This window comes from Paraburkholderia elongata, from assembly GCF_013177735.1.
Taxonomy (GTDB): domain Bacteria; phylum Pseudomonadota; class Gammaproteobacteria; order Burkholderiales; family Burkholderiaceae; genus Paraburkholderia; species Paraburkholderia elongata.
The window spans coordinates 1-21,642 of sequence record NZ_WOEZ01000147.1; the positions used below are offsets into that span (position 1 = coordinate 1).

General features: G+C 63.4%; 20 protein-coding genes. 18 read left to right on the forward strand and 2 right to left on the reverse strand.

Going from position 1 to position 21,642, the window contains the following annotated elements:
* From GNZ13_RS26770 to GNZ13_RS26800, 7 genes are all read left to right on the forward strand, one after another.
* A partial coding sequence (locus GNZ13_RS26770) for a DNA polymerase III subunit gamma/tau C-terminal domain-containing protein (RefSeq protein WP_328807295.1) occupies positions 1 to 677 on the forward strand: 677 nt, incomplete at its 5' end.
* Positions 678 to 739: 62 nt separating this feature from the next.
* Positions 740 to 1,066 (forward strand): YbaB/EbfC family nucleoid-associated protein, encoded by a 327-nt coding sequence (locus GNZ13_RS26775; RefSeq protein ID WP_007182071.1) that lies wholly within the window; start codon positions 740 to 742, stop codon positions 1,064 to 1,066.
* Between the two features lie 269 nt (positions 1,067 to 1,335).
* On the forward strand, positions 1,336 to 1,932 hold the full coding sequence (gene recR / locus GNZ13_RS26780; RefSeq protein WP_172170184.1) for a recombination mediator RecR: 597 nt from the start codon (positions 1,336 to 1,338) through the stop codon (positions 1,930 to 1,932).
* A gap of 122 nt (positions 1,933 to 2,054) precedes the next feature.
* Positions 2,055 to 3,281, forward strand: coding sequence for a CaiB/BaiF CoA transferase family protein (locus tag GNZ13_RS26785; protein WP_172170187.1), 1,227 nt, complete (start codon positions 2,055 to 2,057; stop codon positions 3,279 to 3,281).
* A gap of 62 nt (positions 3,282 to 3,343) precedes the next feature.
* Positions 3,344 to 4,381 carry an ABC transporter substrate-binding protein gene (locus GNZ13_RS26790; protein WP_172170190.1) on the forward strand — a complete coding sequence of 346 codons (1,038 nt, stop codon included), beginning with the start codon at positions 3,344 to 3,346 and terminating at the stop codon, positions 4,379 to 4,381.
* A 105-nt stretch (positions 4,382 to 4,486) separates the two neighbouring features.
* Positions 4,487 to 5,299 (forward strand): ABC transporter ATP-binding protein, encoded by an 813-nt coding sequence (locus GNZ13_RS26795; protein ID WP_172170193.1) that lies wholly within the window; start codon positions 4,487 to 4,489, stop codon positions 5,297 to 5,299.
* A gap of 112 nt (positions 5,300 to 5,411) precedes the next feature.
* Positions 5,412 to 6,236: an ABC transporter permease gene (locus GNZ13_RS26800; protein WP_172170196.1), complete on the forward strand. Its 825-nt coding sequence runs from the start codon at positions 5,412 to 5,414 to the stop codon at positions 6,234 to 6,236.
* A 105-nt stretch (positions 6,237 to 6,341) separates the two neighbouring features.
* Here the strand turns inward: GNZ13_RS26800 and GNZ13_RS26805 are convergent, their stop codons facing one another.
* Positions 6,342 to 7,316, reverse strand: coding sequence for an NADPH:quinone oxidoreductase family protein (locus tag GNZ13_RS26805; RefSeq protein ID WP_172170199.1), 975 nt, complete (start codon positions 7,314 to 7,316; stop codon positions 6,342 to 6,344).
* A gap of 234 nt (positions 7,317 to 7,550) precedes the next feature.
* On the opposite strand from GNZ13_RS26805, the gene surE reads away from it, so the two are divergent.
* From surE to rlmD, 6 genes are all read left to right on the forward strand, one after another.
* Positions 7,551 to 8,309, forward strand: coding sequence for a 5'/3'-nucleotidase SurE (gene surE, locus GNZ13_RS26810; RefSeq protein ID WP_172170202.1), 759 nt, complete (start codon positions 7,551 to 7,553; stop codon positions 8,307 to 8,309).
* Positions 8,306 to 9,421, forward strand: coding sequence for a protein-L-isoaspartate(D-aspartate) O-methyltransferase (locus tag GNZ13_RS26815; RefSeq protein WP_172170205.1), 1,116 nt, complete (start codon positions 8,306 to 8,308; stop codon positions 9,419 to 9,421). Before surE ends, GNZ13_RS26815 begins: the two co-directional genes overlap by 4 nt.
* Before the next feature lie 5 nt (positions 9,422 to 9,426).
* Entirely contained in the window at positions 9,427 to 10,365 is a 939-nt protein-coding gene (locus GNZ13_RS26820) for a peptidoglycan DD-metalloendopeptidase family protein (protein WP_172170208.1), read from the forward strand.
* A gap of 11 nt (positions 10,366 to 10,376) precedes the next feature.
* A complete protein-coding gene (gene rpoS, locus GNZ13_RS26825; RefSeq protein WP_172170211.1) occupies positions 10,377 to 11,456 on the forward strand; it encodes an RNA polymerase sigma factor RpoS in 1,080 nt (359 codons plus the stop codon).
* A gap of 4 nt (positions 11,457 to 11,460) precedes the next feature.
* On the forward strand, positions 11,461 to 12,237 hold the full coding sequence (locus GNZ13_RS26830) for a 3'-5' exonuclease (protein ID WP_172170214.1): 777 nt from the start codon (positions 11,461 to 11,463) through the stop codon (positions 12,235 to 12,237).
* A 155-nt stretch (positions 12,238 to 12,392) separates the two neighbouring features.
* Positions 12,393 to 13,811, forward strand: coding sequence for a 23S rRNA (uracil(1939)-C(5))-methyltransferase RlmD (gene rlmD, locus GNZ13_RS26835; protein ID WP_172170217.1), 1,419 nt, complete (start codon positions 12,393 to 12,395; stop codon positions 13,809 to 13,811).
* 104 nt (positions 13,812 to 13,915) lie between these two features.
* On the opposite strand, the gene GNZ13_RS26840 is transcribed toward rlmD, so the two are convergent.
* Complete coding sequence (locus GNZ13_RS26840) at positions 13,916 to 14,737, reverse strand: outer membrane protein assembly factor BamD (protein WP_407945667.1); 822 nt, start codon at positions 14,735 to 14,737, stop codon at positions 13,916 to 13,918.
* A 77-nt stretch (positions 14,738 to 14,814) separates the two neighbouring features.
* On the opposite strand from GNZ13_RS26840, the gene GNZ13_RS26845 reads away from it, so the two are divergent.
* From GNZ13_RS26845 to GNZ13_RS26865, 5 genes are all read left to right on the forward strand, one after another.
* Entirely contained in the window at positions 14,815 to 16,101 is a 1,287-nt protein-coding gene (locus GNZ13_RS26845; RefSeq protein ID WP_172170222.1) for an RluA family pseudouridine synthase, read from the forward strand.
* Positions 16,098 to 16,955, forward strand: coding sequence for a peptidoglycan editing factor PgeF (gene pgeF, locus GNZ13_RS26850; RefSeq protein WP_172170224.1), 858 nt, complete (start codon positions 16,098 to 16,100; stop codon positions 16,953 to 16,955). Before GNZ13_RS26845 ends, pgeF begins: the two co-directional genes overlap by 4 nt.
* 545 nt (positions 16,956 to 17,500) lie before the next feature.
* On the forward strand, positions 17,501 to 19,339 hold the full coding sequence (phaC, locus tag GNZ13_RS26855; protein WP_172170284.1) for a class I poly(R)-hydroxyalkanoic acid synthase: 1,839 nt from the start codon (positions 17,501 to 17,503) through the stop codon (positions 19,337 to 19,339).
* A gap of 135 nt (positions 19,340 to 19,474) precedes the next feature.
* Complete coding sequence (locus tag GNZ13_RS26860) at positions 19,475 to 20,656, forward strand: acetyl-CoA C-acetyltransferase (protein ID WP_172170226.1); 1,182 nt, start codon at positions 19,475 to 19,477, stop codon at positions 20,654 to 20,656.
* A gap of 211 nt (positions 20,657 to 20,867) precedes the next feature.
* Positions 20,868 to 21,608: a 3-ketoacyl-ACP reductase gene (locus tag GNZ13_RS26865; protein ID WP_172170228.1), complete on the forward strand. Its 741-nt coding sequence runs from the start codon at positions 20,868 to 20,870 to the stop codon at positions 21,606 to 21,608.
* The last annotated feature ends 34 nt before the right edge of the window (positions 21,609 to 21,642 follow it).

Here is a 21,642-nt window from a genome sequence, read left to right on the forward strand (position 1 = left end):
ACGCCGCACCGGCCGCGCGTGCGCCGTCGCCGCAGGCCAAGGAGCAGAGCGGCTCGTCGAGCGCGCCGTGGGACGACATGCCGCCCGATGAATACATGCCGCTCACGGCAGCGGACGAAGGCTATTACGGCCTGCCGGACGACAACTATATGCCGGTGTTCGACAGCGGGCCCGACGACGTCCGCGTGAACGCCGCCCCTGCGTCGACACCCGCGCCGGTGGTCGACAAGCGGCCGCTGCCGCCGGCCGTGCCGCTCGATCCGCTGGGTTTTCAGGGCGACTGGCCCGCGCTCGCCGTCGACCTTCCGCTCAAGGGCATTTCGTATCAACTCGCGTTCAATAGCGAACTGATGGCACTCGAAGGCAGCACGCTCAAACTGAACGTGCCGGTGCCGCAGTACGCGGAAGTCTCGCAGGTCGCTAAACTGAAAGCCGCGCTCGCTGACAAGCTCGGCCAGAACGTCGACGTATTGGTCGAAGTCGGCCCGGCGCGCCGCACGGCAGCCGCGCACGACGCCGCCATGCGCGCCCAGCGCCAGCAGGAAGCGGAGCGCGAAATCGGCGCCGATCCGTTCGTGCAGTCGCTGATCCGCGAGTTCGGCGCGAGCATCGTGCCCGGCTCGATTCGCCCGATTACGCAGGACGCCGGCCCGAACGGCGCGCCGTCCGTCCACTGATTCGCCGCGCCCTGTGGCGCACCCGATTTCCGGATTTCACGCTATCAAGAAGGAGCATGTCCATGATGAAAGGCCAACTCGCCGGGCTGATGAAGCAGGCCCAGCAGATGCAGGAAAACATGAAGAAGATGCAGGAGCAGCTTGCATTGATCGAAGTCGAAGGGCAGTCGGGCGCCGGTCTCGTCAAGGTGACGATGACCTGCAAGAACGACGTCCGCCGCGTGTCGATCGATCCGAGCCTGCTCGCCGACGACAAGGACATGCTGGAAGACCTGGTCGCCGCTGCGTTCAACGACGCCGTGCGCAAGGCCGAAGCCACCGCCCAGGAAAAGATGGGCGGTATGACCTCGGGTCTGCCGCTGCCGCCGGGCTTCAAGCTGCCGTTCTAAGCGACGTCGCTGCAGGAACGGACTCGCGCCGCTGCTTCGACCGCGGCGTGAGTTGAATACACGAGCCGCGCTCGTTCCAATGCGCGCGCAGTTCCCAGTTCCCGGTGCGTGCAAGTTTGCATCGATGCAGTTCAGTTCGGTCGTCGAGCGTGCTTGCCCGATTCGTAGTCGAGCTGATAGAAGAAACCAGCAACAAGCAGAAGCAACCGCGTCGCCACCCGCGTACCGGACCATAGCAGGCCACATCCACTTCGACACCGCCGATCCGCATGAAACAACCTTCCGCCTTGTCGGCGCTCGTCGAAGCGCTGCGCGTGCTGCCCGGTGTCGGGCCTAAATCCGCGCAACGCATGGCGTACCACCTGATGCAGCACGACCGCGACGGCGCCGAAAAACTCGGCCGCTCGTTGCTGTTCGCGACTGAACATCTGCAGCACTGCGAGAAGTGCAACACCTTTACCGAAGCGCAGATCTGCGAGGTCTGCCTTGATGAGGAGCGGGATCCGACGTTGTTGTGCGTCGTCGAGACGCCCGCCGACCAGATCATGCTCGAACAGACGATGACCTATCGCGGCCTCTATTTCGTGCTGATGGGGCGGCTCAGTCCGCTCGACGGCATCGGCCCGAAGGAAATCCATTTCGACCGGCTGGTCAAGCGCGCGTCGGATGGCATCGTCAAGGAAGTCGTGCTCGCAACCAATTTCACCAATGAAGGCGAGGCCACCGCGCATTACCTCGGGCAGACGCTCAAGGCACGCGGTCTCGCCGTGACGCGCCTCGCGCGCGGCGTGCCGGTGGGCGGCGAACTCGAGTATGTCGACGCCGGCACGATCGCCCGTGCGATGCTCGACCGGCGCTCGATGTAGCGCGACGTAACTGATAGCGCCACGTCGCGGCGCCTGCAATGCCTGAGCGAGCCGCGCGAGACCGATCCGCAATGCCTCGCGCCGCGCGCCGCCTGGGCAAGAACAGAACACAGAGGAGACACATGAGCGTCAACCCCGACCCCAGCGCCACACCTAAAGGCCCGCTTGCCGGCGTCAAGGTGCTCGAACTCGGCACGCTGATCGCCGGCCCGTTCGCCGCGCGCTTTCTCGGCGAGTTCGGCGCCGATGTCATCAAGATCGAAGATCCCAAAGGCGGCGATCCGCTGCGCAAATGGCGCAAGCTCTATCCGGAAGTCGGCGGTACGTCGCTATGGTGGGCCGTTCAGGCGCGCAACAAGAAATCCGTCACGATCAATCTGAAAGCCGAAGAGGGCAAGGAGATCGTGCGGCGTCTGGCGAAAGAAGCCGATATCGTCGTCGAAAATTTTCGGCCGGGTTTGTTGGAAAAGCTCGGCCTCGGTTATGACGTCTTGTCGGCGGAGAACCCTGGGCTCGTGATGGTGCGCCTGTCCGGCTACGGCCAGACCGGGCCGTACCGCGACCGGCCTGGATTTGGAGCGATCGCCGAATCGATGGGCGGCTTGCGTCACATCACCGGCTATCCGGATTTGCCGCCGCCGCGCATCGGCATTTCGATCGGCGATTCGATTGCCGCGCTACACGGCGTGATCGGCGCATTGATGGCGCTGCATCACAAGCAGGCGAACGGCGGCAAAGGGCAGGTCGTCGACGTCGCGCTGTACGAAGCGGTCTTCAACATGATGGAGAGCGTGGTGCCGGAGTATGGCGTGTACGGTATGGTGCGCGAGCGCACCGGCGCGTCGCTGCCGGGGATCGTGCCGTCGAACACGTATCCGTGCCGCGACGGCAGCATTGTCATTGGCGGCAATAGCGATCCGATCTTCAAGCGCTTGATGATCGCTATCGAACGCGAAGACCTGGCGAACGATCCCGCCTTGGCGCACAACGACGGCCGCGTGCCGCGCACTCAGGAAATCGATGGCGCGATCGCCGAGTGGCTCGCTACGCGCACCATCGACGAAGCGCTCGCCGTGCTGAACGCCGCCGACGTGCCGGTTGGCCGCATTTACAGCGTCGCGGACATGTTCACCGATCCGCAGTTCATGGCGCGCCAGATGATCCAGCGCTTCAAGTGGCAGGACGGTCAGGAAATCACGCTCCCGTCGGTGACACCGAAGCTCTCGGAAACCCCCGGCGAAACGCGCTGGTTAGGCCCGGAACTGGGTGAACATACCGATGAAGTCCTGCAATCGCTAGGTTATGATTCTGACGACATTGCAAGGTTGCATGCGCAACAGATTGTGTGAGTGAGCGCGCCGGTGGGATCTGCTAAGGACCTGCTAAGACAACAAAATGGAGACGACAGACCATGCAACGCAGAACCTTCCTCGCCGGTACCGCCGCACTCGCGGGCGCCACGTTCGCTGCCGCGCCGCTCGCTTTCGCGCAGGGCAAACCTGAAACCACCAAGGTGGCGATCGCCGTCGGCGGCAAGAATCTGTTCTATTACTTGCCGCTCACGATTGCCGAGCGCCGCAATTACTTCAAGGACGAAGGGCTCGACGTCGAAATCTCGGATTTCGCCGGCGGCTCGCAAGCGCTGAAGGCGGCAGTGGGCGGCAGCGCGGATGTGGTCTCCGGCGCGTTCGAGCACACCTTGCTGCTGCAGGCGCAAAAGCAGTCGTTCCGCGAATTCGTGCTGCAAGGGCGCGCGCCGCAGATCGTGCTCGCGGTGTCGAAGAAGGCGATGCCGAACTACAAGTCGATCGCCGATCTGAAGGGCAAGAAAATCGGCGTGACCGCGCCGGGTTCGTCGACCTCGATCATGGCGAGTTTCGTGCTGGCGAAAGCCGGGCTGACCGCGAAAGACGTCGCGTTCATCGGTGTGGGCGCAGGGGCGGGTGCGATCGCGGCGCTGCAGTCGGGCCAGATCGACGCCATCGCCAATCTCGACCCGGTGATGACCAAGCTCGAGCGCACTGGCGAGATTCGCGTCGTTTCGGACACGCGCACGTTGGCCGATACGCGCAGCGTGTTTGGCGGCGACATGCCGGCGGGCTGCCTGTACGCGTCGCAGAGCTTCATCACGAAGAATCCGAACACCACCCAGGCGCTGACCAATGCGATGGTGCGCGCACTCAAGTGGCTGCAAACCGCGACCGGCAGCGAGCTGATCAACACGGTGCCGGAAGGCTATCTGCTCGGCGACCGCGCCGTGTATCTGGACGCGTGGCAACACGTGAAGGAGGCGATGTCGCCGGATGGCCTGATGCCCGCCGATGGCCCGGCCACGTCGCTGAAGACTTTGCAGGCATTCGACCCGGCTGTGCAGGGCAAGCCGATCGATTTGTCGAAAACGTGGACCAACGACTTCGTCAAGAAAGCATTGGCGACGGTCAAGGCCTGAGCACCGTGAGCGTGGAGCTGAGGGCGGCACGTGCTGCGTTCGCCTCGACTACCGCCGTCATGACGACATGACAAACCGAAACCGATCTTCGAAGCGAGCCGAACGATGACCGTTGCCGCCCTGGCGCTCGACAACATCACCTGCACGTTTGCTGCGCGGGACAACCGCGCGCAGCGCTATACGGCGGTCAAGGATACGACCTTGCGCATCGCGCCGGGCGAATTCGTCTCGGTGGTCGGCCCGACCGGCTGCGGCAAATCCACTTTGCTGAACGTCGGCGCGGGTTTGCTGGGGCCGTCGTCCGGCACGGTCAGTGTGTTCGGCGAGCCGCTCAAGGGGATTAACCAGCGCGCTGGCTACATGTTCCAGGCCGACGCGCTGATGCCGTGGCGCTCGGCCATCGACAACGTGATGGCCGGCCTCTCATTCCGCGGCGTGCCGCCGGCCGAAGCGCGCAGCAAAGCCGACGAGTGGTTGAAGCGCGTCGGCCTCGGTGGTTTCGGCGACCGCTATCCGCATCAACTGTCGGGCGGCATGCGCAAGCGCGTCGCGATGGCGCAGACGTTGATCCTCGATCCGGACATCATCCTGATGGACGAGCCGTTTTCCGCGCTCGATATCCAGACGCGTCAGCTGATGGAAAACGAGCTGCTCGACCTGTGGGCGGCCAAGCGCAAGGCGGTGCTGTTCATCACGCACGATCTCGACGAAGCAATCTCGATGTCCGACCGCGTGGTGGTGCTGTCGGCGGGGCCGGGCACGCATCCGATCGGCGAATTCACGATCGATCTGCCGCGTCCGCGCGACGTCGCCGAGATTCGCGCGCATCCGCGTTTCGTCGAGTTGCATGCGCAGATCTGGAGCGTGCTGCGCGATGAGGTGCTCAAGGGCTACCAGCAGCAACTCACGGCCGTTTAATCGCAGTTCACGGTCGGGTCCCGTCGGTGAGCGAGACATTTGCGTCTCGTTGTTGCGCTCGCTAGTTGCGTTCAGTGGTTGCGTCGATCAATCGTCCAAGGCAAACCGAATCATGTGGAAGACGTTGCGCCCGAACCGGGCGAACCTGGTGATCTGGCAGTGGCTGCTGCTCGTGCTGTGCTTTGTGCTCTGGTACGTGCTGACCAGTCCGACACTGCTGCCAGCGTTCTATTTCGACGACCCGAACAAGGCCGCGTTCTTCTTCGGCGAGCCGCAGAAGGTGCTGCAGCGCATCTGGGAGTGGTTCACGGGCGGCGAAATCTATCTGCACCTGTGGATCACCCTGGTCGAAACGGTGCTCGCGTTCGCGCTCGGCACCGCGCTCGGACTCGGCGTCGGTCTGTGGCTTGCGCTGTCGCCGCTCGCAAGCGCGCTATTCGATCCCTATATCAAGGCTGCCAACTCGATGCCGCGCGTGATTCTCGCGCCGATCTTCGGCGTGTGGTTCGGTCTCGGCATCTGGTCGAAGGTGGCGCTAGGCGTCACGCTGGTGTTCTTTATCGTGTTCTTCAACGTCTACCAGGGTGTGAAGGAAGTGAGCCCGGTTGTGCTCGCCAACGCGCGCATGCTCGGCGCGAACCGCAAGCAGTTGCTGCGTTTCGTCTATCTGCCAAGCGCGATGAGTTGGGTGTTTTCGAGTCTGCATACATCGGTGGGTCTCGCGTTCGTCGGCTCGGTGGTGGGGGAATATCTCGGCTCGGCGCGCGGCGTCGGCTATCTGATTCTGCAAGCCGAGGGCACCTTCGATATCAACACTGTGTTCGCCGGGATTCTGGTGTTGACGGCGTTCGCGCTGATTCTCGATGCCATCGTCGGGCTTGGCGAGCGGCGGCTGATGAAGTGGCAGCCAAAATCGGGTGATACGGAAAAGCTTTAGTCACGCGAGCGAAGGTCCATCAGAAACGGCGCGCGGTTTTAAAACCGCGCGCCGCTTTTATTCGTCGCTCGATGAAGCGTATGTTGAGCGCGCGACGGCTAGCGGTTAAGGCGTAATCACCACCTTCCCGATTACCCGGCGCTCCGCCATATCGCGCAGCGCGCGGCCGGTGTCCTCGAGCGAATAACGTTCCGACACATAGGGCTTGAGCTTGCCTTCGCCGATCCAGCCGGTCATCTGCTCGAACGCGGCGTGATTGTGCTGTGGCTCGCGTTTTGCAAAGTCACCCCAGAACACGCCGACCAGACTTGCGCCTTTGAGCAGCGTCAAGTTGAGCGGCAACTTCGGAATCTCTCCGTTTGCAAAGCCGACCACCAGATAACGCCCGCGCCAGCCGATGCTGCGAAACGCCGGTTCGGCATACACGCCGCCGACCGGATCGTAGATCACGTCCGGACCCTTGCCGTCCGTCAGCGCCTTGATGCGCTCGCGCAGATCTTCGGTGCTGTAGTTGATGGTGGCGTCCGCGCCGTGCTTCACGCAAGTGGCGAGCTTCTCGTCGCTCGACGCCGCCGCGATCACGCGCGCGCCGAGCGCCTTGCCGATCTCGACCGCGGCGAGCCCGACGCCGCCTGCCGCGCCCAACACGAGCATCGTTTCACCGGCCTTCAACTGACCGCGGTCGACCACCGCATGATGCGAAGTGCCGTAGGCGAGTGTGAACGCGGCGGCCAGCTCGAATTCGACGCCGTCCGCCAGCGGCACGCACGCGGCGACCGGCGCCAGCGCCTGCTCGGCAAACCCGCCCGAGCCGGTGAACGCGACCACCCGCGAGCCCGGTTTGAACTGCGTCACACCGTCGCCGACCGCGCGCACGATGCCCGCGACTTCCGAGCCGGGCGTAAAGGGCAGGGGCGGTTTGAACTGGTATTTGTTCTCGATGATCAACACATCGGGAAAGTTGACGGCCGCCGCTTTGACGTCGATCACGACGTGGCCGGGCGGCGGCTCGAGGTCCGGCAGATTTTCGACAACCAGGCTCTCTGGCGGCCCGTATTGATTACAGCGAATCGCGCGCATCGTGTCTCCATCTCCATATCGATCAGGGTCCCCCGAGGGGACTTCCTTCGGGGGCGTCGCAACTATTCTGAGTGTAAAACAATCCGCACGACCGTGCGTTTTTATTGCTCGAAGCCGGCGGCCTGCGCGGTCGATACCCGTTAGCGCGGAGCCCGGCGCGTGCGCTTTGCATGTGATGCGCGCGCCACCTGCCGTGTCGTTCGCGTGCCTTCTTTCCTCGGTTACAATCGCCGCATGCGAATCCTACTCAGCAATGACGACGGTTATCTGGCGCCCGGCCTTGCCGCGCTTTACGAAGCGCTCAAGCCGATCGCGGACGTCACCGTGATGGCCCCCGAGCAGAACTGCAGCGGCGCGTCCAATTCCTTGACGCTGTCGCGTCCGCTTTCGGTGCTGCGCTCGCCGAACGGTTTCTACTACGTCAACGGCACGCCAACCGATTCGGTGCACATCGCGCTGACCGGTATGCTGGACCACACGCCGGACCTCGTCGTCTCGGGCATCAACAACGGCCAGAACATGGGCGAGGACACGCTCTATTCAGGCACCGTCGCCGCCGCCACCGAAGGCATTATGTTCGGTGTGCCGGCCATCGCCTTCTCGCTGGTCGACAAAGACTGGGTGCATCTCGAAGACGCTGTGCGTGTTGCCGCCGAGATCGTCGCGCACTACCTCGAACAACCGTTGCCGGGGCATCCGCTCCTGAACGTCAATATTCCGAACCTGCCGTACGAGCAACTCGGCGGCTGGTATATCACGCGTCTCGGCAAGCGGCATCCGTCGCAGCCGGTGATCCGCCAGACCAACCCGCGCGGCGAACCGATCTATTGGATCGGCCCGTCGGGCAGCGCGCGCGATGCCAGCGAAGGCACCGATTTCCATGCTGTCGCCAACGGCCAGGTGTCGATCACGCCGTTGCAGCTCGACCTGACCCACACGCAAATGCTGCCCACAGTGCGCGACTGGGCGCGCGCCGGCAGCGGCGCTTCATGACCAGCGAGCGCGCAAAGCGCTTTCCGCTTGGCCTCGAAGACCTGGTGCGCGAACCGCGCCGGATTGAAGGGCGTCCGGGCGAAGTGCGCGCGGCGGCACTCGCCGCGAGCGCGGCGCTGAACGCACGCCAGCAGCCGGCGAAGAACTCGCCGCCTGGTTCCGCGAAGAAGACCCAGGCGAAGCCACCGGCGAAGGTACAGACCCAACCGCAGGCGACGTCGCAAGCAAAGCCGCAAGTGAAGCCGCAGTTGAAGCCGCAAGCAACGCCGCAAGCGAAGGGACCCATGACGGCGCCGGTGAGCTCGCCGGTCAATGCGCAGGCCAAGTCGCAAGCCAAACCACACGCAACAGCCGTCGCGCAAGGTGCGGCTGCGCGCGCCGCGCCAAAACCGGCGCCGGTGAGCAAGCCCGCCGCCAAACTCAACGAGCGCACCGCCGTGCCGAATGTCGCATTGAACGGCGCTTTGGCGTTGACTTCGGAACGGGTTCGTGAACGGATGGTCGAACGCCTGCGTGCGAACGGCGTGACCGATCAGCGCGTGTTGAACGCGATGTCGGTGGTGCCGCGCCACATGTTCGTCGACCCGGGCCTCGCGGCCCAGGCCTATGAAGATGCCGCGCTGCCGATCGGTCATCACCAGACGATTTCCAAGCCCTCTGTGGTCGCGCGGATGATCGAACTGGCTGCCGCCGGCCGCGCGTTGAACAACGTGCTCGAAATCGGCACAGGTTGCGGCTATCAGGCAGCGGTACTGAGCCAGGTCGCGCGGGATGTTTATTCGATCGAACGCATCAAGCCGCTGTCCGAACGCGCGAAGACAAACTTGCGTCCGCTGCGCATTCCGAACATCCGGCTGCATTACGGCGATGGCCGCCTCGGGTTGCCGTCGGCAGCGCCGTTCGATGCGATCGTGATCGCCGCGGCCGGACTTGACGTACCGCAAGCATTACTTGAACAACTCGCGATCGGCGGCCGTCTGGTCGCGCCGGTCGGCTCGCAGGAAGGCCAGAACCAGGTGCTGACCCTGGTCGAGCGCCTCGGACCCGCGCAGTGGCGCGAGTCGCGGCTTGATCGCGTTTTCTTTGTACCCTTAAAATCCGGAGTGATTTGACACCGATGAGTATGTTGCGCGCGATGCAAAGAACCAGACTGAATATTCCCATGACCGTAACCCAGCGTAGCGTGTGCGTGCTCGCCTTGTCCCTGTTGATGTCGGCGTGTGCGACCCGCCTCGATCAGGCGCCGGTTGTCGACCGCTCCGGTAGCGGCGCGCTCGGCACGCAAGCCGCGCAGCAGCCGGCCGTGCCGCTCGGACCGCCGCCGCCGGGCTACTATCGCGTGAAGCCAGGCGACACGCTATACCGGATCGCATTGGAGAACGGCCAGAACTACCGCGATATTTCGGCGTGGAACAATCTCACTAACCCGAATCAGATCGAAGTCGATCAGTTGCTGCGCGTCGTGCCGCCGGGCGCGAACACCGCCGCGCTGACGCCGGGCGTGTCGACGGCGCCGATCGGCAGCGGTGGCGCGGTGCAGAGCGCGCCGCTTGGCAGCACGCCGCCGTCGGCTGGTGCAGCAGCAGGCGTCGCGGCGCCGCCGATCTATGGATCGGGTGCGAACAACGCTTCGCTGACGCCGCCGGTCAACCCGGGTGCTACGAGCGACTCGAATACCGGCGCATCCGGCAATGTCGCGTTCGGATGGCCGGTGCGGGGGCCGATGCTCGGCACGTTCAACGATTCGACCAACAAGGGTATTAATATCGGCGGCGCGGCTGGCGATCCGGTCAAGGCGTCGGCGGATGGACGCGTGGTTTATGCAGGAAATGGGCTGCGTGGTTACGGCAATCTCATTATCATCAAGCATGATGCAACTTATCTCACGGCGTATGCACACAACCGCGCTTTGATGGTAAAAGAAGGGGATGCGGTGACCAAAGGGCAGAAGATCGCCGAGATGGGCAATAGCGATTCCGACCGCGTGATGTTGCATTTCGAAGTTCGCCGGCAGGGTAAACCTGTTGACCCACTGAAGTATTTGCCGCCGCAATAAGCGATACGACCATGCCGAAATCGAAGCGCCGCCTGCCGAAAGCCGAGTCTGAGACGATTAGCCGCGTCACGTCCGCTTCGGTGGAGGACGGCGGCGCTTCGGAAGTGGAAGAAGAGATCGTCGAGGAGCGCGATCTCGACGAACGCCAGGGCGCGGAAGAAGCAGGCGAGGCCCGCGAAGGTGCGAGCGAAGCTCCGCCCGACGTGGACGATTTCCGCGCGCTGCTGCAAGCCGAGCTGACGGCCGACACGATTCAGCACTACCTGAACCGCATCAGCGTCAAGCCGCTTCTCACCGTCGAGGAAGAGCAGAAGTATTCGCGTCTGGCGAAGGCGGGCGAGTTCGAAGCGCGGCAAGTGATGATCGAGCGTAATTTGCGGCTCGTCGTCAGCATCGCGAAGGGTTACCTGAACCGCGGCGTGCCGCTGCTCGATCTGATCGAAGAGGGCAACCTCGGCCTGATGCACGCCATCGAGAAGTTCGATCCCACGCGCGGCTTCCGTTTCTCGACGTATGCCACCTGGTGGATTCGCCAGAGCATCGAACGCGCGATCATGAACCAGGCGCGCACGGTGCGTTTGCCGGTGCACGTGATCCGTGAGCTCAATCAGGTGCTGCGCGCGAAGCGTCATCTGGAAAAAAATTCGATGAATTCCGGCGAAGCAGCCGAGCGCCGCGACGCGAGCATCGACGACATTGCCTATCTGACCGGCAAGACCTCCGACGAAGTCACCGACATTCTCGCGCTGAACGAACACACTGCATCGCTCGACGCGCCACTCGATCTCGACCCGGCGAGCAGCCTGCTCGATTTGCTGTCCGACGACCAAAGCCAGTCGCCGGATGCCGAAGTGCAGCATCGCGAGCTGGAAACGCTTACACGCGCATGGCTCGCCCGTCTATCGGACAAGCATCGTCATGTGATCGAGCGCCGCTTCGGGCTGAACCACATCGAGCCCGCCACGCTCGAAGAGCTGGCCGACGAAATGGGCCTCACGCGCGAGCGTGTACGCCAGATCCAACAGGAAGCGCTGGTGCGGTTGAAGCGCTTCTTTGCCTCTAATGGTGTTCGGAAGGACGCCGTTCTATAAGCTGATGACACCGATTCTTGTTTTCGACATCGAGACGATTCCCGATGTCGCCGGCATTCGCCGCCTCGAAGATTTACCCGCCACGCTGAGCGACGCCGAAGTCGCCGAGCACGCTTTTGCGGCGCGCCGCGAAAAGACCGGCAGCGATTTCCTGCCGCACCACCTGCAACGGATTGCGGCGATTTCCTGCGTGTTCCGCGACAACAACGGTTTCCGTGTGCGCTCGCTCGGCACGCTGGAAGACGGCGAGGCGGCGCTCGTGCAGTCGTTTTATCGCGTGATCGAAAAGTACACGCCGCAGCTCGTGTCGTGGAACGGCGGCGGGTTCGACCTGCCGGTGCTGAACTACCGCGCGCTGATCAACGGCATTCCGGCGTCCCGTTTCTGGGACCTCGGCGAGGACGACCGCGAGTTCAAGTGGAACAACTACATCAGCCGCTATCACGCGCGTCACACCGATCTGATGGACGTGCTGGCGATGTATCAGGCGCGCGCCAACGCGCCGCTCGATGCGCTTGCGAAGATGTGCGGCTTCCCCGGCAAGATGGGCATGGACGGCAGCCAAGTGTGGCACGCGTACCAGGAAGGGCGTATCGAGGAAATCCGCAATTATTGCGAGACCGACGTCGTCAATACGTACCTGCTGTATTGCCGCTTCCAGCTGATCCGCGGCGCGTTTTCGGCCGAGGAGTATGCTGACGAGATCAACTTGGTCAAGAATGCGTTAGCACTGGAAACGGCGCCACAATGGGCTGAGTACCTGGCCGCATTCGATCAATAGACCGCAATATTCTGATGGCGAAGCGTTTCGCCGCACGCGAATCGGTCATGGCGCGGGTAGGCAGGCGCTAGCCGCCGCAGCCGCGCCAAATCGTTGGCAACGGCGGCGCTTCGTCTACAATCTCGCCTTTCCCCAAGTTTGTCAGGAAGTCGCAGGTGTCCCGAACTGCCCCCCAACGTCGCTCGCCCAAGCGCCAGAAGGCGCCCGCTCCGGTCAAAGCGCACGTCATCACCGGCAATGAGCCGATCATCGAAATCGTTTCGCTCGATATGGAAGCGCGCGGCGTAGGCCGCGTCGAGAGCGAAGACGGCACGCCCGGCAAGGTGATTTTTGTCGAAGGCGCGTTGCCCGGCGAGCGTGTCAGCTACTCGACGCATCGCAGCAAGCCGAAATTCGAGCAGGCTGAGGTCGTCCAGGTGTTCCGCGAAAGCGTGCTTCGCACCAAACCGAAATGCACCTACTTCGATATCTGCGGCGGTTGTTCGATGCAGCACCTCGACATCCGCGCCCAGATTGCCGTCAAGCAGCGCGTGCTCGAAGACAATTTCCAGCATCTGGCGAAGCTGCGCCCGGAGACGGTGTACCGGCCGATTCAAGGGCCGGCGTGGGGATATCGCTACCGCGCACGTCTGGCTGTGCGCTATCTGCCTGAAAAGGGTGGCATGCGCATCGGCTTCTACGAGAAGAAGAGCAGCTACATCGCCGACATGAAGACCTGCGAGGTGCTGCCGCCGCACATTTCGGCGATGCTGATGCCGCTGCGTTTCATGGTCCGCAAGCTGTCGATTTACGATCGTATGCCGCAGATCGAGGTCGCGGTCGGCTCGTCGGTCACCGCGCTGGTGCTGCGCAACCTCGCGCCGATCACCGCCGCCGACGAGCAGGTGCTGCGCGATTTCGCCGACGAACACAAGATCCAGTGGTGGTTGCAGCCGGGCGGCCCTGACACGGTCACGCCGTTCTATCCACTCGACGTGCAACTCGACTACACGCTGCCGGAATACAACATCCGGATGCCGTTCAAGCCGACCGATTTCACCCAGGTGAATCACGCGATCAATCGCGTGCTGGTGAGCCGCGCGCTGCGTCTGCTGGCCCCGGCCAGCACCGACCGCGTGCTCGATCTGTTCTGCGGAATCGGCAACTTCACGCTGCCGCTCGCCCGGATTTCGAAGGAAGTGGTGGGTATCGAAGGCAGTGAGGTGCTGACTTTGCGCGCGCTTGCCAACGCCGAGTTGAACGGTGTGGCGGGCCATACGTCGTTTGCCTGCCGCAACCTGTTCGAAGTCACCGCCGACGACATGCGCGCGCTCGGCCATTTCGACAAATTCCTCATCGACCCGCCGCGCGAAGGCGCGCTGGCTGTCGCCAAGGCACTCGCGGAGATCGCGCAGAGCGGCAATGGCCCGCTGCCCAAGCGTATCGTCTACGTGTCGTGCAACCCGGCGACGCTCGCACGCGATTCAGGCCTGCTGGTGCATGAGGCCGGGTACCGGCTGGTGGGTGCGGGTGTGGTGAACATGTTCCCGCATACGTCGCATGTGGAGTCGATTGCGTTGTTCGAGCGGGACTGAGGGCGCCTGTTGCCAGCTTGTGGTGAAGAGGCTGGCGGAGCTCCACAAACGAAAACGCCACGACCGAAGTCGTGGCGTTTCTGTTTAAAGCGTGGACTCGAGGCTTAGAACTGCCACCACGACTTTTCCTTACCCGGCCTTGCATGGCCCGTGATGTACGGGCTGTCGGGGAAGGTGCCGGCCAGAATGCGCTTCGTGTCGTCGGCCAGTTGCGGCTGATTCAGCTTCTCGTACGACAGCATCATGATGTGCAGCGCGTCTTCGATAGCCGGTGCGTTCTTGTATTCCTTCAACGCCAGTTGCGCCCGGTTGATCGCCGCGACGTAGGCGCCACGGCGATAGTAGTAATCCGCCGCGTGGACTTCGTGCGATGCCAGTGCGTTCACGATATAGCGCATGCGTTGCGCGGCGTCCGGCGCATACTTGCTGTTCGGGTAGCGGTCGACCACGATCTTGAACGCGTCATACGACTCGCGCAGCGACTTCGGATCGCGCTCGCTCATGTCCTGGCCGGAGAAGCGGCCGAACAGACCGAGGTCGTCGTTGAAGTGGATCATGCCCTTCAGGTAGTACGCGTACGCAATGTCCGGGTGATCCGGGTGCAACTGGATGAAGCGGTCGATCGCCAGGTCGGCGGCGGCGTTTTCGTTATCTTTCCAGTTGCAATACGCGACGTTGATCTGCGCTTGCTGGGCAAAGTGGCCGAACGGATCGCGGCCTTCGAGCATCTCGAAATACTTGGCGCACTTGCCGAAATCACCACCGGTCAGAGCGTCGTTCGCCTCCGTATATAATTTGTTGTTGTTCCACGTAGCCGTCTCGTCGGTCTTTTCCGGCAGGCCGTGACAAGCCGCAACAACGGCGACGGCTGCGGCGCACGCAATGTATCCGGCCACTTTCCGGGCCGCCTTCTTGATGGCCGCCATATTGATCGCCGCTTTAGTGATGGTGTTCAAGGCTCGCATTTTCCAGTCTAGCTTTACGTCCAGGTGACCCAGACTCAATGACCCGCTCAAATACTCCAGGCGCCGTAACCGGTGCCGGGAATAGCAACAAAGATTATAGCGTAAGCGCTGACCCCTCCGACGCGTTGGGCGTCGATTCGCTCGACGACGATCTCGGCAGCGACGCGCTCGCCTCCGCCGGCCCGCAAAGCATGGTGCCGACGGTGGCGAGCCGCGTGGCGGACGAGACGCCACGCAGCGTCGTCGTGCCCGACGAACTGGCCGGCGAACGCCTCGACAAGGTGCTCGCCCGAGTCTTTCCGGAGTTTTCCCGTAACCGGCTGCAAAGCTGGATCGAGTCGGAGCGGGTGCGCATCGACGGCAAGCCGGCCAAAATCCGTCAGCCGGTGCCGCTTGGCGCGACCATCGAGCTCGTGCCCGATCTGCTCCCGGAGCAACTCGCGTTCACGCCCGAGCCGGTGCCGCTCGACATCGTCTACGAAGACGACACGCTGGTGGTCATCAACAAGCCGGCCGGCATGGTCGTGCACCCGGCGGCCGGCAACTGGAGCGGCACGGTTCTGAACGGTCTGCTGTACCGTTATGGCGACGCCGCGGCTGGCCTGCCGCGTGCCGGTATCGTCCATCGGCTCGACAAGGAAACGTCCGGCCTGATGGTGGTGGCGCGCACGCTCGAGGCGCAGACCGATCTGGTGCGCCAGCTCCAGGCACGCACGGTGAAGCGCCGTTATCTCGCGCTGGTGTGGGGCAACATGCCCGAAGAAGGCACCATCGACGCGCCGATCGGCCGAGATCCGCGCGAACGCACGCGCATGGCGGTGGTGACGAGCGCATCGGGCAAGGCGGCGCGCACGCATTTCCGGCGCGTGGACACCGCGATCTGGCAGCGTCAGCCGGTCACCGCGATTCATTGCGATCTGGAAACCGGCCGCACCCATCAGATTCGCGTGCATTGCGCGCACATCGGCCATCCGCTGCTCGGCGACCCGATTTATGGGCGCGCGCGCGGCAAGCGCTCAGTCACGCCGCTGCCAGACGGTTTCGCGCGTCAGGCGCTGCATGCATGGCGCCTCGGCCTGATCCATCCGCAAACCGGCCGGACCATGCAATGGCGCGCCGATGCACCGGAAGACATGCAGGTGCTGTCGGCGGCGCTCGGTCTCGGGCGTGACGATGCAGGCGAGTTCGACGAGACGTACTATGAGGAAGACGACTACGACGCCTCGCCGGGCGACGCCTCGCCGGACGACTATGCCGACGAAGACGAAGCACACGGCGGCGATCACGACGAAGGCGACGATCACGACGAGGAAGATCACGCATGAGCTTGCCCGAGCTGAGCTTTGCCGATGTTGTGCAACCGGCATGGAACGTGTCGCCGCGGGTGCGTGCGCTCGTCACCACGCGCAACGGCGGCGTGAGCGAGCCGCCGTTCGGCCGCTGGCAGGATGGCGTGGACCAGCCCGGCGGCCTGAATCTGGGGATGAAAGCCGGTGACGATCCCGCCGCGGTCGCAACCAATCGAGCGCGGCTGCTGCGTCTGGCTGGCGTAGGCGAGGCCGCGTGGCTCGAACAGATTCACGGCGCCGGCATCGTGCGTGCTGAAGATGCGCTCGCGCAGACCCGCGCAAGCGGCACGCCGACACGAGCGGACGCCAGCGTCACCAATCGGCCCGGCACGGTGTGTGTCGTGATGGTCGCCGATTGCATGCCGGTGCTGTTGTGCGACGAAGCGGGGCGCGCGGTCGGTGCGGCCCATGCCGGCTGGCGTGGCCTGGCAGCGGGCATCGTCGAACAGACCGCGCAGCGCGTTGCCGATCTCGCCGGCGTGGAGGCCGCGTCGTTGCACGCCTATCTCGGCCCGGCGATCGGTCCGGGCGCCTTCGAGGTGGGTGCAGATGTGCGTGACGCCTTCATGAATGGCGTGGACGGCGCGCAACGCGAGGCCACCGCGAATGCATTCGTCACGCATCCGCAAAACCCCGGCAAATATCTCGCCGATCTCGCGGCGCTGGCGCGCTTGCGCTTGCAGCGGCTCGGCGTGACGCGCATTGTCGGCGGCGATCTGTGTACGGTCACGCAACGTGAGCGTTTCTATTCCTATCGCCGCGATCGCGAGACCGGCCGCATGGCCGCGTTGATCTGGCTGGACGATCAGGCGCAGACGATCGCGGAATAAGGTAGCCGCCATGGCGCCCGCTACAGTGGGGGCGCGACGCCTTCCTGCCAGCACGCGTATGAGGGTTTATTCGGAGGCGCGGCACGCTTTTATGCTGCGCTGCCGGAATTCGCCGCGCAGGCGTAAATCTGCCGCCAAAAATGTTCGCGTGCGAACGGATAAATTGAGATAAGCCCATGCAATATGGGAGCTTTTTTCGTTTGCGTCGGCGCTAGTGAACCCATACCCCAAAAGCGCGATCTGCTACACAGGGAAAACGATAATTAAAAAACTATCGCACTGCGGCAAAATCGGGAACAAGCATTGACATGCCTTGCGATGGGGAGCAAGAATGTTCCTCACAGCTCCTCGTACATGGGACAGGGCGTGACGAGGCGCGAGCAATCGCCCACGTGCGCATGAACCTGCCTCTCAACCCGTCCGCAAGGACTTACCGGTCAAAAGCAGGTATGGCAGCTTCACATTCCTCAGCTTCCCCAAGCACGGACTCCTCGACGGAGCACACGCAGCAGGCCGGTACGAGCGGCGCAGCGCCGGCCGCAGGCATGCAGCAGTTATTCGACGCCTGGATGAACGCATGGCGTTCGCTCGGCACGCCGCCCGGCGGCAATGGCGCGCCTTTCCCGATGCCGCAAATGCCTCAGATGCCCCAAATGGGCGTCCTCCCAATGCCGCAAATGGGCTTGCCGCAGATGCCGTCATTCCCCGGCATGCCTGACTTCAGCAAACTGGCTGCGGGATCTCTGCCGTCCATGCCTTCATTTGCCGGACTCAATGTTCCGAGCGCCGCGATTCCATCGGAGCGTCTGCAAAAGCTGCAAGCCGATTATTCGCGCGAGGCGATGGAGTTGATCCAGCAGGCGGCCACCTCCACGACGAAAGCCCCCGAACTCAAGGACCGCCGCTTCAGTTCCGACGCGTGGAGCGCGGCGCCGGCCTACGCATTTACCGCTGCGTGGTATCTGTTGAACGCGCGCTATCTGCAGGAAATGGTCGACGCGCTTGAAACGGAACCGAAGATGCGCGAGCGCGTCCGTTTCGCCGTTCAGCAATGGACCGCGGCGGCATCGCCGAGCAACTTCTTCGCATTGAATCCGGAAGCACAAAAGACCTTGCTGGATAGCAAGGGTGAGAGCTTGCGGCAGGGCGTGATGAATCTGCTGGGCGATTTGCAGCGCGGCAAGATCTCGCAGACGGACGAATCGCGTTTCGTGGTCGGCGAAAATCTCGCGAACACCGAGGGCTCGGTGGTGTTCGAGAACGACCTGATGCAGTTGATCCAGTACAAGCCGCGCACGGCCACCGTACGTGAGCGGCCGCTGCTGATCGTGCCGCCTTGCATCAACAAGTTCTACATTCTCGATCTGCAACCGGAGAACTCGCTGGTCGCGCACGGACTCGATTCGGGTCATCAGGTGTTCCTGATTTCGTGGCGCAACGCGGATGCGTCGATCGCGAGCAAGACGTGGGACGACTACATCGGCGAGGGCGTCCTCAGGGCGATCGAGACGGTCAGCAAGATCAGCGGCCGCGAGCAGATCAACACACTGGGTTTCTGCGTGGGCGGCACCATGCTTGCCACGGCGCTGGCGGTGGCGGCAGCGCGCGGCCAGCATCCCGTAGCGTCGATGACCTTGCTCACCGCGATGCTCGACTTCTCGGACACGGGCGTGCTCGACGTGTTCGTCGACGAGGCGCACGTGCAGATGCGCGAGCAGACCATTGGCGGCAAGAACGGCAGCGCGCCCGGATTGATGCGCGGCATCGAATTCGCCAACACCTTCTCGTTCCTGCGGCCGAACGATCTGGTGTGGAACTACGTCGTCGACAATTACCTCAAAGGGCGCACGCCGGTGCCGTTCGATCTGCTGTACTGGAACAGCGATTCGACCAGTCTGCCGGGCCCGATGTATGTCTGGTATCTGCGCAATACGTATCTCGAGAATCGTCTGCGCGAGCCGGGTGCGTTGACCACCTGCGGCGAGCCGATCGACCTCTCGAAGATCGATGTGCCCACCTTCATCTACGGTTCACGCGAAGACCATATCGTGCCGTGGCAAACCGCCTATGCGTCGGTGCCGCTGCTCACCGGGCCGCTGAAGTTCGTGCTCGGCGCGTCGGGTCATATCGCGGGGGTGATCAATCCGCCGGCGAAGAAAAAGCGCAACTATTGGACGCTGGAAGGCGACGTCAAGACATTGCCGGAAAGCCCGGACGAATGGCTCGATCAGGCGGCCGAAGTGCCTGGCAGCTGGTGGCCCGAATGGACCACGTGGCTCGACCAGTATGGCGGCAAGAAAGTGAAGCCGCGCGCCGCGGCCGGCTCCGATGAATTCCCGGTGATCGAGCCGGCGCCGGGGCGGTACGTGCGGCAACGGGAGTAGGCTGTAGCGCGCCTGAAGGCGCGGTTTGTTTGGCGGTATGAATGCGCGTCCGGATAAGCAAGGGCGCATGAGCAACAAGATTTTTAACTTGACGGGCTACGGCGTAATTGGCCGAAGTGCCCGGAGGATATGGAAATGACTGATGTTGTGATCGTATCGGCCGCCCGTACGGCAGTAGGCAAATTCGGTGGGTCGCTGGCGAAGATCGCCGCGCCCGAACTCGGCGCGACGGTGATTCGCGCCGTGCTCGAACGGGCTGGCATGAAGCCTGAGCAGGTCAGCGAAGTCATCCTGGGGCAGGTGCTGACTGCAGGCTCGGGCCAGAACCCGGCGCGTCAGTCGCTGATCAAGGCGGGGCTGCCCGCGGCTGTGCCCGGCATGACGATCAACGTGGTGTGTGGTTCGGGTCTGAAGGCCGTGATGCTGGCGGCCAATGCGATCATCGCGGGCGACGCCGACATCGTGATCGCCGGCGGTCAGGAAAACATGAGCGCCGCGCCGCACGTGCTGCCGGGCTCGCGCGACGGTTTCCGCATGGGCGACGCGAAGCTGATCGACTCGATGATTGTCGACGGCCTGTGGGACGTCTACAACCAGTATCACATGGGCGTGACGGCGGAAAACGTCGCCAAGGAATACGGCATCACGCGAGAGCAGCAGGACGCGTTCGCGGCGCTGTCGCAGAACAAGGCGGAAGCCGCGCAGAAGTCGGGCCGTTTCAACGACGAAATCGTGCCGGTCGAAATTCCGCAACGCAAGGGCGAGCCGCTGCGTTTCGCAACGGACGAGTTCGTGCGTCACGGCGTGACGGCTGAATCGCTGGCGGGTCTGAAGCCGGCTTTCTCGAAGGAAGGCACGGTCACGGCGGCCAACGCGTCGGGCCTGAACGACGGCGCGGCGGCGGTGCTGGTGATGTCGGCGAAGAAGGCCGAAGCGCTCGGCCTCAAGCCGCTCGCGCGCATCAAGGCTTACGCCACCTCGGGTCTGGATCCGAAGGTGATGGGCATGGGCCCGGTGCCCGCGTCGCGTCGCTGTCTCGAGCGCGCGGGCTGGACGCCGGCCGATCTCGACCTGATGGAAATCAACGAGGCGTTTGCCGCGCAGGCGCTGGCGGTGAATCAGCAGATGGGCTGGGACGCGTCGAAGATCAACGTGAACGGCGGCGCAATTGCGATCGGCCATCCGATCGGCGCGTCCGGTTGCCGGGTTCTCGTCACGCTGCTGCACGAAATGCAGAAGCGCGATGCGAAGAAGGGTTTGGCGTCGCTGTGTATCGGCGGCGGCATGGGCGTGGCGCTGGCGCTCGAGCGCGCTTAATTGGCCTGGAGTCTGGGCTCAGGCAGGCTCAAGTAGGCTCAGGCAGGTTTTGCAGGAGTAAGCAGGGTTGCCGCGCGGCGCCTCTCAGCAGGTGGCGCGCGGCGAGCAATGGCCTCGTCGGCCGGTCGCCCGGCGGCAGTGGAGATGAAGCACCAGGCGAGGGAAGAGGCAGCCGGTCGGCGCCTCGAAAACGAAAAACGGAGTGTAGTTTATGACACAGCGAATTGCGTACGTAACGGGCGGGATGGGCGGCATCGGCACGAGCATTTGCCAGCGGCTGCACAAAGAGGGTTTCAAGGTCGTTGCAGGTTGCGGCCCGAACTCGCCGCGCCGCGTGAAATGGCTCGAAGAGCAGAAGGCGCTCGGCTACGATTTCATTGCGTCCGAAGGCAACGTCGGCGATTGGGAATCGACCAAGGCGGCGTTCGACAAGGTCAAGGCCGAAGTCGGCGAGATCGACATCCTGGTGAACAACGCCGGTATTACGCGCGACGTCGTATTCCGCAAGATGACGCATGAAGACTGGACGGCGGTGATCGACACCAACCTGACCAGCCTGTTCAACGTCACCAAGCAGGTGATCGACGGCATGGTCGAGCGCGGCTTCGGGCGCGTCATCAACATTTCGTCGGTGAACGGCCAGAAGGGGCAGTTCGGCCAGACCAACTATTCGACCGCGAAGGCCGGCATTCACGGCTTCACGATGTCGCTGGCGCAGGAAGTGGCCACCAAAGGCGTGACGGTGAACACCGTGTCGCCGGGCTACATCGGCACGGATATGGTCAAGTCGATCCGCCCGGACGTGCTGGAAAAGATCGTCGCGACGATTCCGGTGCGCCGTCTCGGCCAGCCGGACGAAATCGGTTCGATCGTGGCATGGCTTGCCTCGGACGAATCGGGTTTCTCCACGGGCGCTGATTTTTCGCTGAATGGCGGTTTGCATATGGGCTGAGTCATCGGCGCGCCGCTCACAAGGTGGCGCGCTT

What these genes read in the sequence shown, in the direction of transcription:
- phaC (WP_172170284.1), top strand. Translation starts at nt 17,501, where the DNA reads ATGCAGCAGTTATTCGACGCCTGGATGAACGCATGGCGTTCGCTCGGC.
- pgeF (WP_172170224.1), top strand. Translation starts at nt 16,098, where the DNA reads ATGAGCTTGCCCGAGCTGAGCTTTGCCGATGTTGTGCAACCGGCATGG.
- GNZ13_RS26865 (WP_172170228.1), top strand. Translation starts at nt 20,868, where the DNA reads ATGACACAGCGAATTGCGTACGTAACGGGCGGGATGGGCGGCATCGGC.
- GNZ13_RS26840 (WP_407945667.1), bottom strand. Translation starts at nt 14,737, where the DNA reads ATGGCGGCCATCAAGAAGGCGGCCCGGAAAGTGGCCGGATACATTGCG.
- GNZ13_RS26800 (WP_172170196.1), top strand. Translation starts at nt 5,412, where the DNA reads ATGTGGAAGACGTTGCGCCCGAACCGGGCGAACCTGGTGATCTGGCAG.
- GNZ13_RS26775 (WP_007182071.1), top strand. Translation starts at nt 740, where the DNA reads ATGATGAAAGGCCAACTCGCCGGGCTGATGAAGCAGGCCCAGCAGATG.
- GNZ13_RS26860 (WP_172170226.1), top strand. Translation starts at nt 19,475, where the DNA reads ATGACTGATGTTGTGATCGTATCGGCCGCCCGTACGGCAGTAGGCAAA.
- GNZ13_RS26795 (WP_172170193.1), top strand. Translation starts at nt 4,487, where the DNA reads ATGACCGTTGCCGCCCTGGCGCTCGACAACATCACCTGCACGTTTGCT.
- rpoS (WP_172170211.1), top strand. Translation starts at nt 10,377, where the DNA reads ATGCCGAAATCGAAGCGCCGCCTGCCGAAAGCCGAGTCTGAGACGATT.
- GNZ13_RS26790 (WP_172170190.1), top strand. Translation starts at nt 3,344, where the DNA reads ATGCAACGCAGAACCTTCCTCGCCGGTACCGCCGCACTCGCGGGCGCC.
- recR (WP_172170184.1), top strand. Translation starts at nt 1,336, where the DNA reads ATGAAACAACCTTCCGCCTTGTCGGCGCTCGTCGAAGCGCTGCGCGTG.
- GNZ13_RS26785 (WP_172170187.1), top strand. Translation starts at nt 2,055, where the DNA reads ATGAGCGTCAACCCCGACCCCAGCGCCACACCTAAAGGCCCGCTTGCC.
- GNZ13_RS26830 (WP_172170214.1), top strand. Translation starts at nt 11,461, where the DNA reads ATGACACCGATTCTTGTTTTCGACATCGAGACGATTCCCGATGTCGCC.
- GNZ13_RS26845 (WP_172170222.1), top strand. Translation starts at nt 14,815, where the DNA reads ATGACCCGCTCAAATACTCCAGGCGCCGTAACCGGTGCCGGGAATAGC.
- GNZ13_RS26805 (WP_172170199.1), bottom strand. Translation starts at nt 7,316, where the DNA reads ATGCGCGCGATTCGCTGTAATCAATACGGGCCGCCAGAGAGCCTGGTT.
- GNZ13_RS26820 (WP_172170208.1), top strand. Translation starts at nt 9,427, where the DNA reads ATGAGTATGTTGCGCGCGATGCAAAGAACCAGACTGAATATTCCCATG.
- surE (WP_172170202.1), top strand. Translation starts at nt 7,551, where the DNA reads ATGCGAATCCTACTCAGCAATGACGACGGTTATCTGGCGCCCGGCCTT.
- GNZ13_RS26815 (WP_172170205.1), top strand. Translation starts at nt 8,306, where the DNA reads ATGACCAGCGAGCGCGCAAAGCGCTTTCCGCTTGGCCTCGAAGACCTG.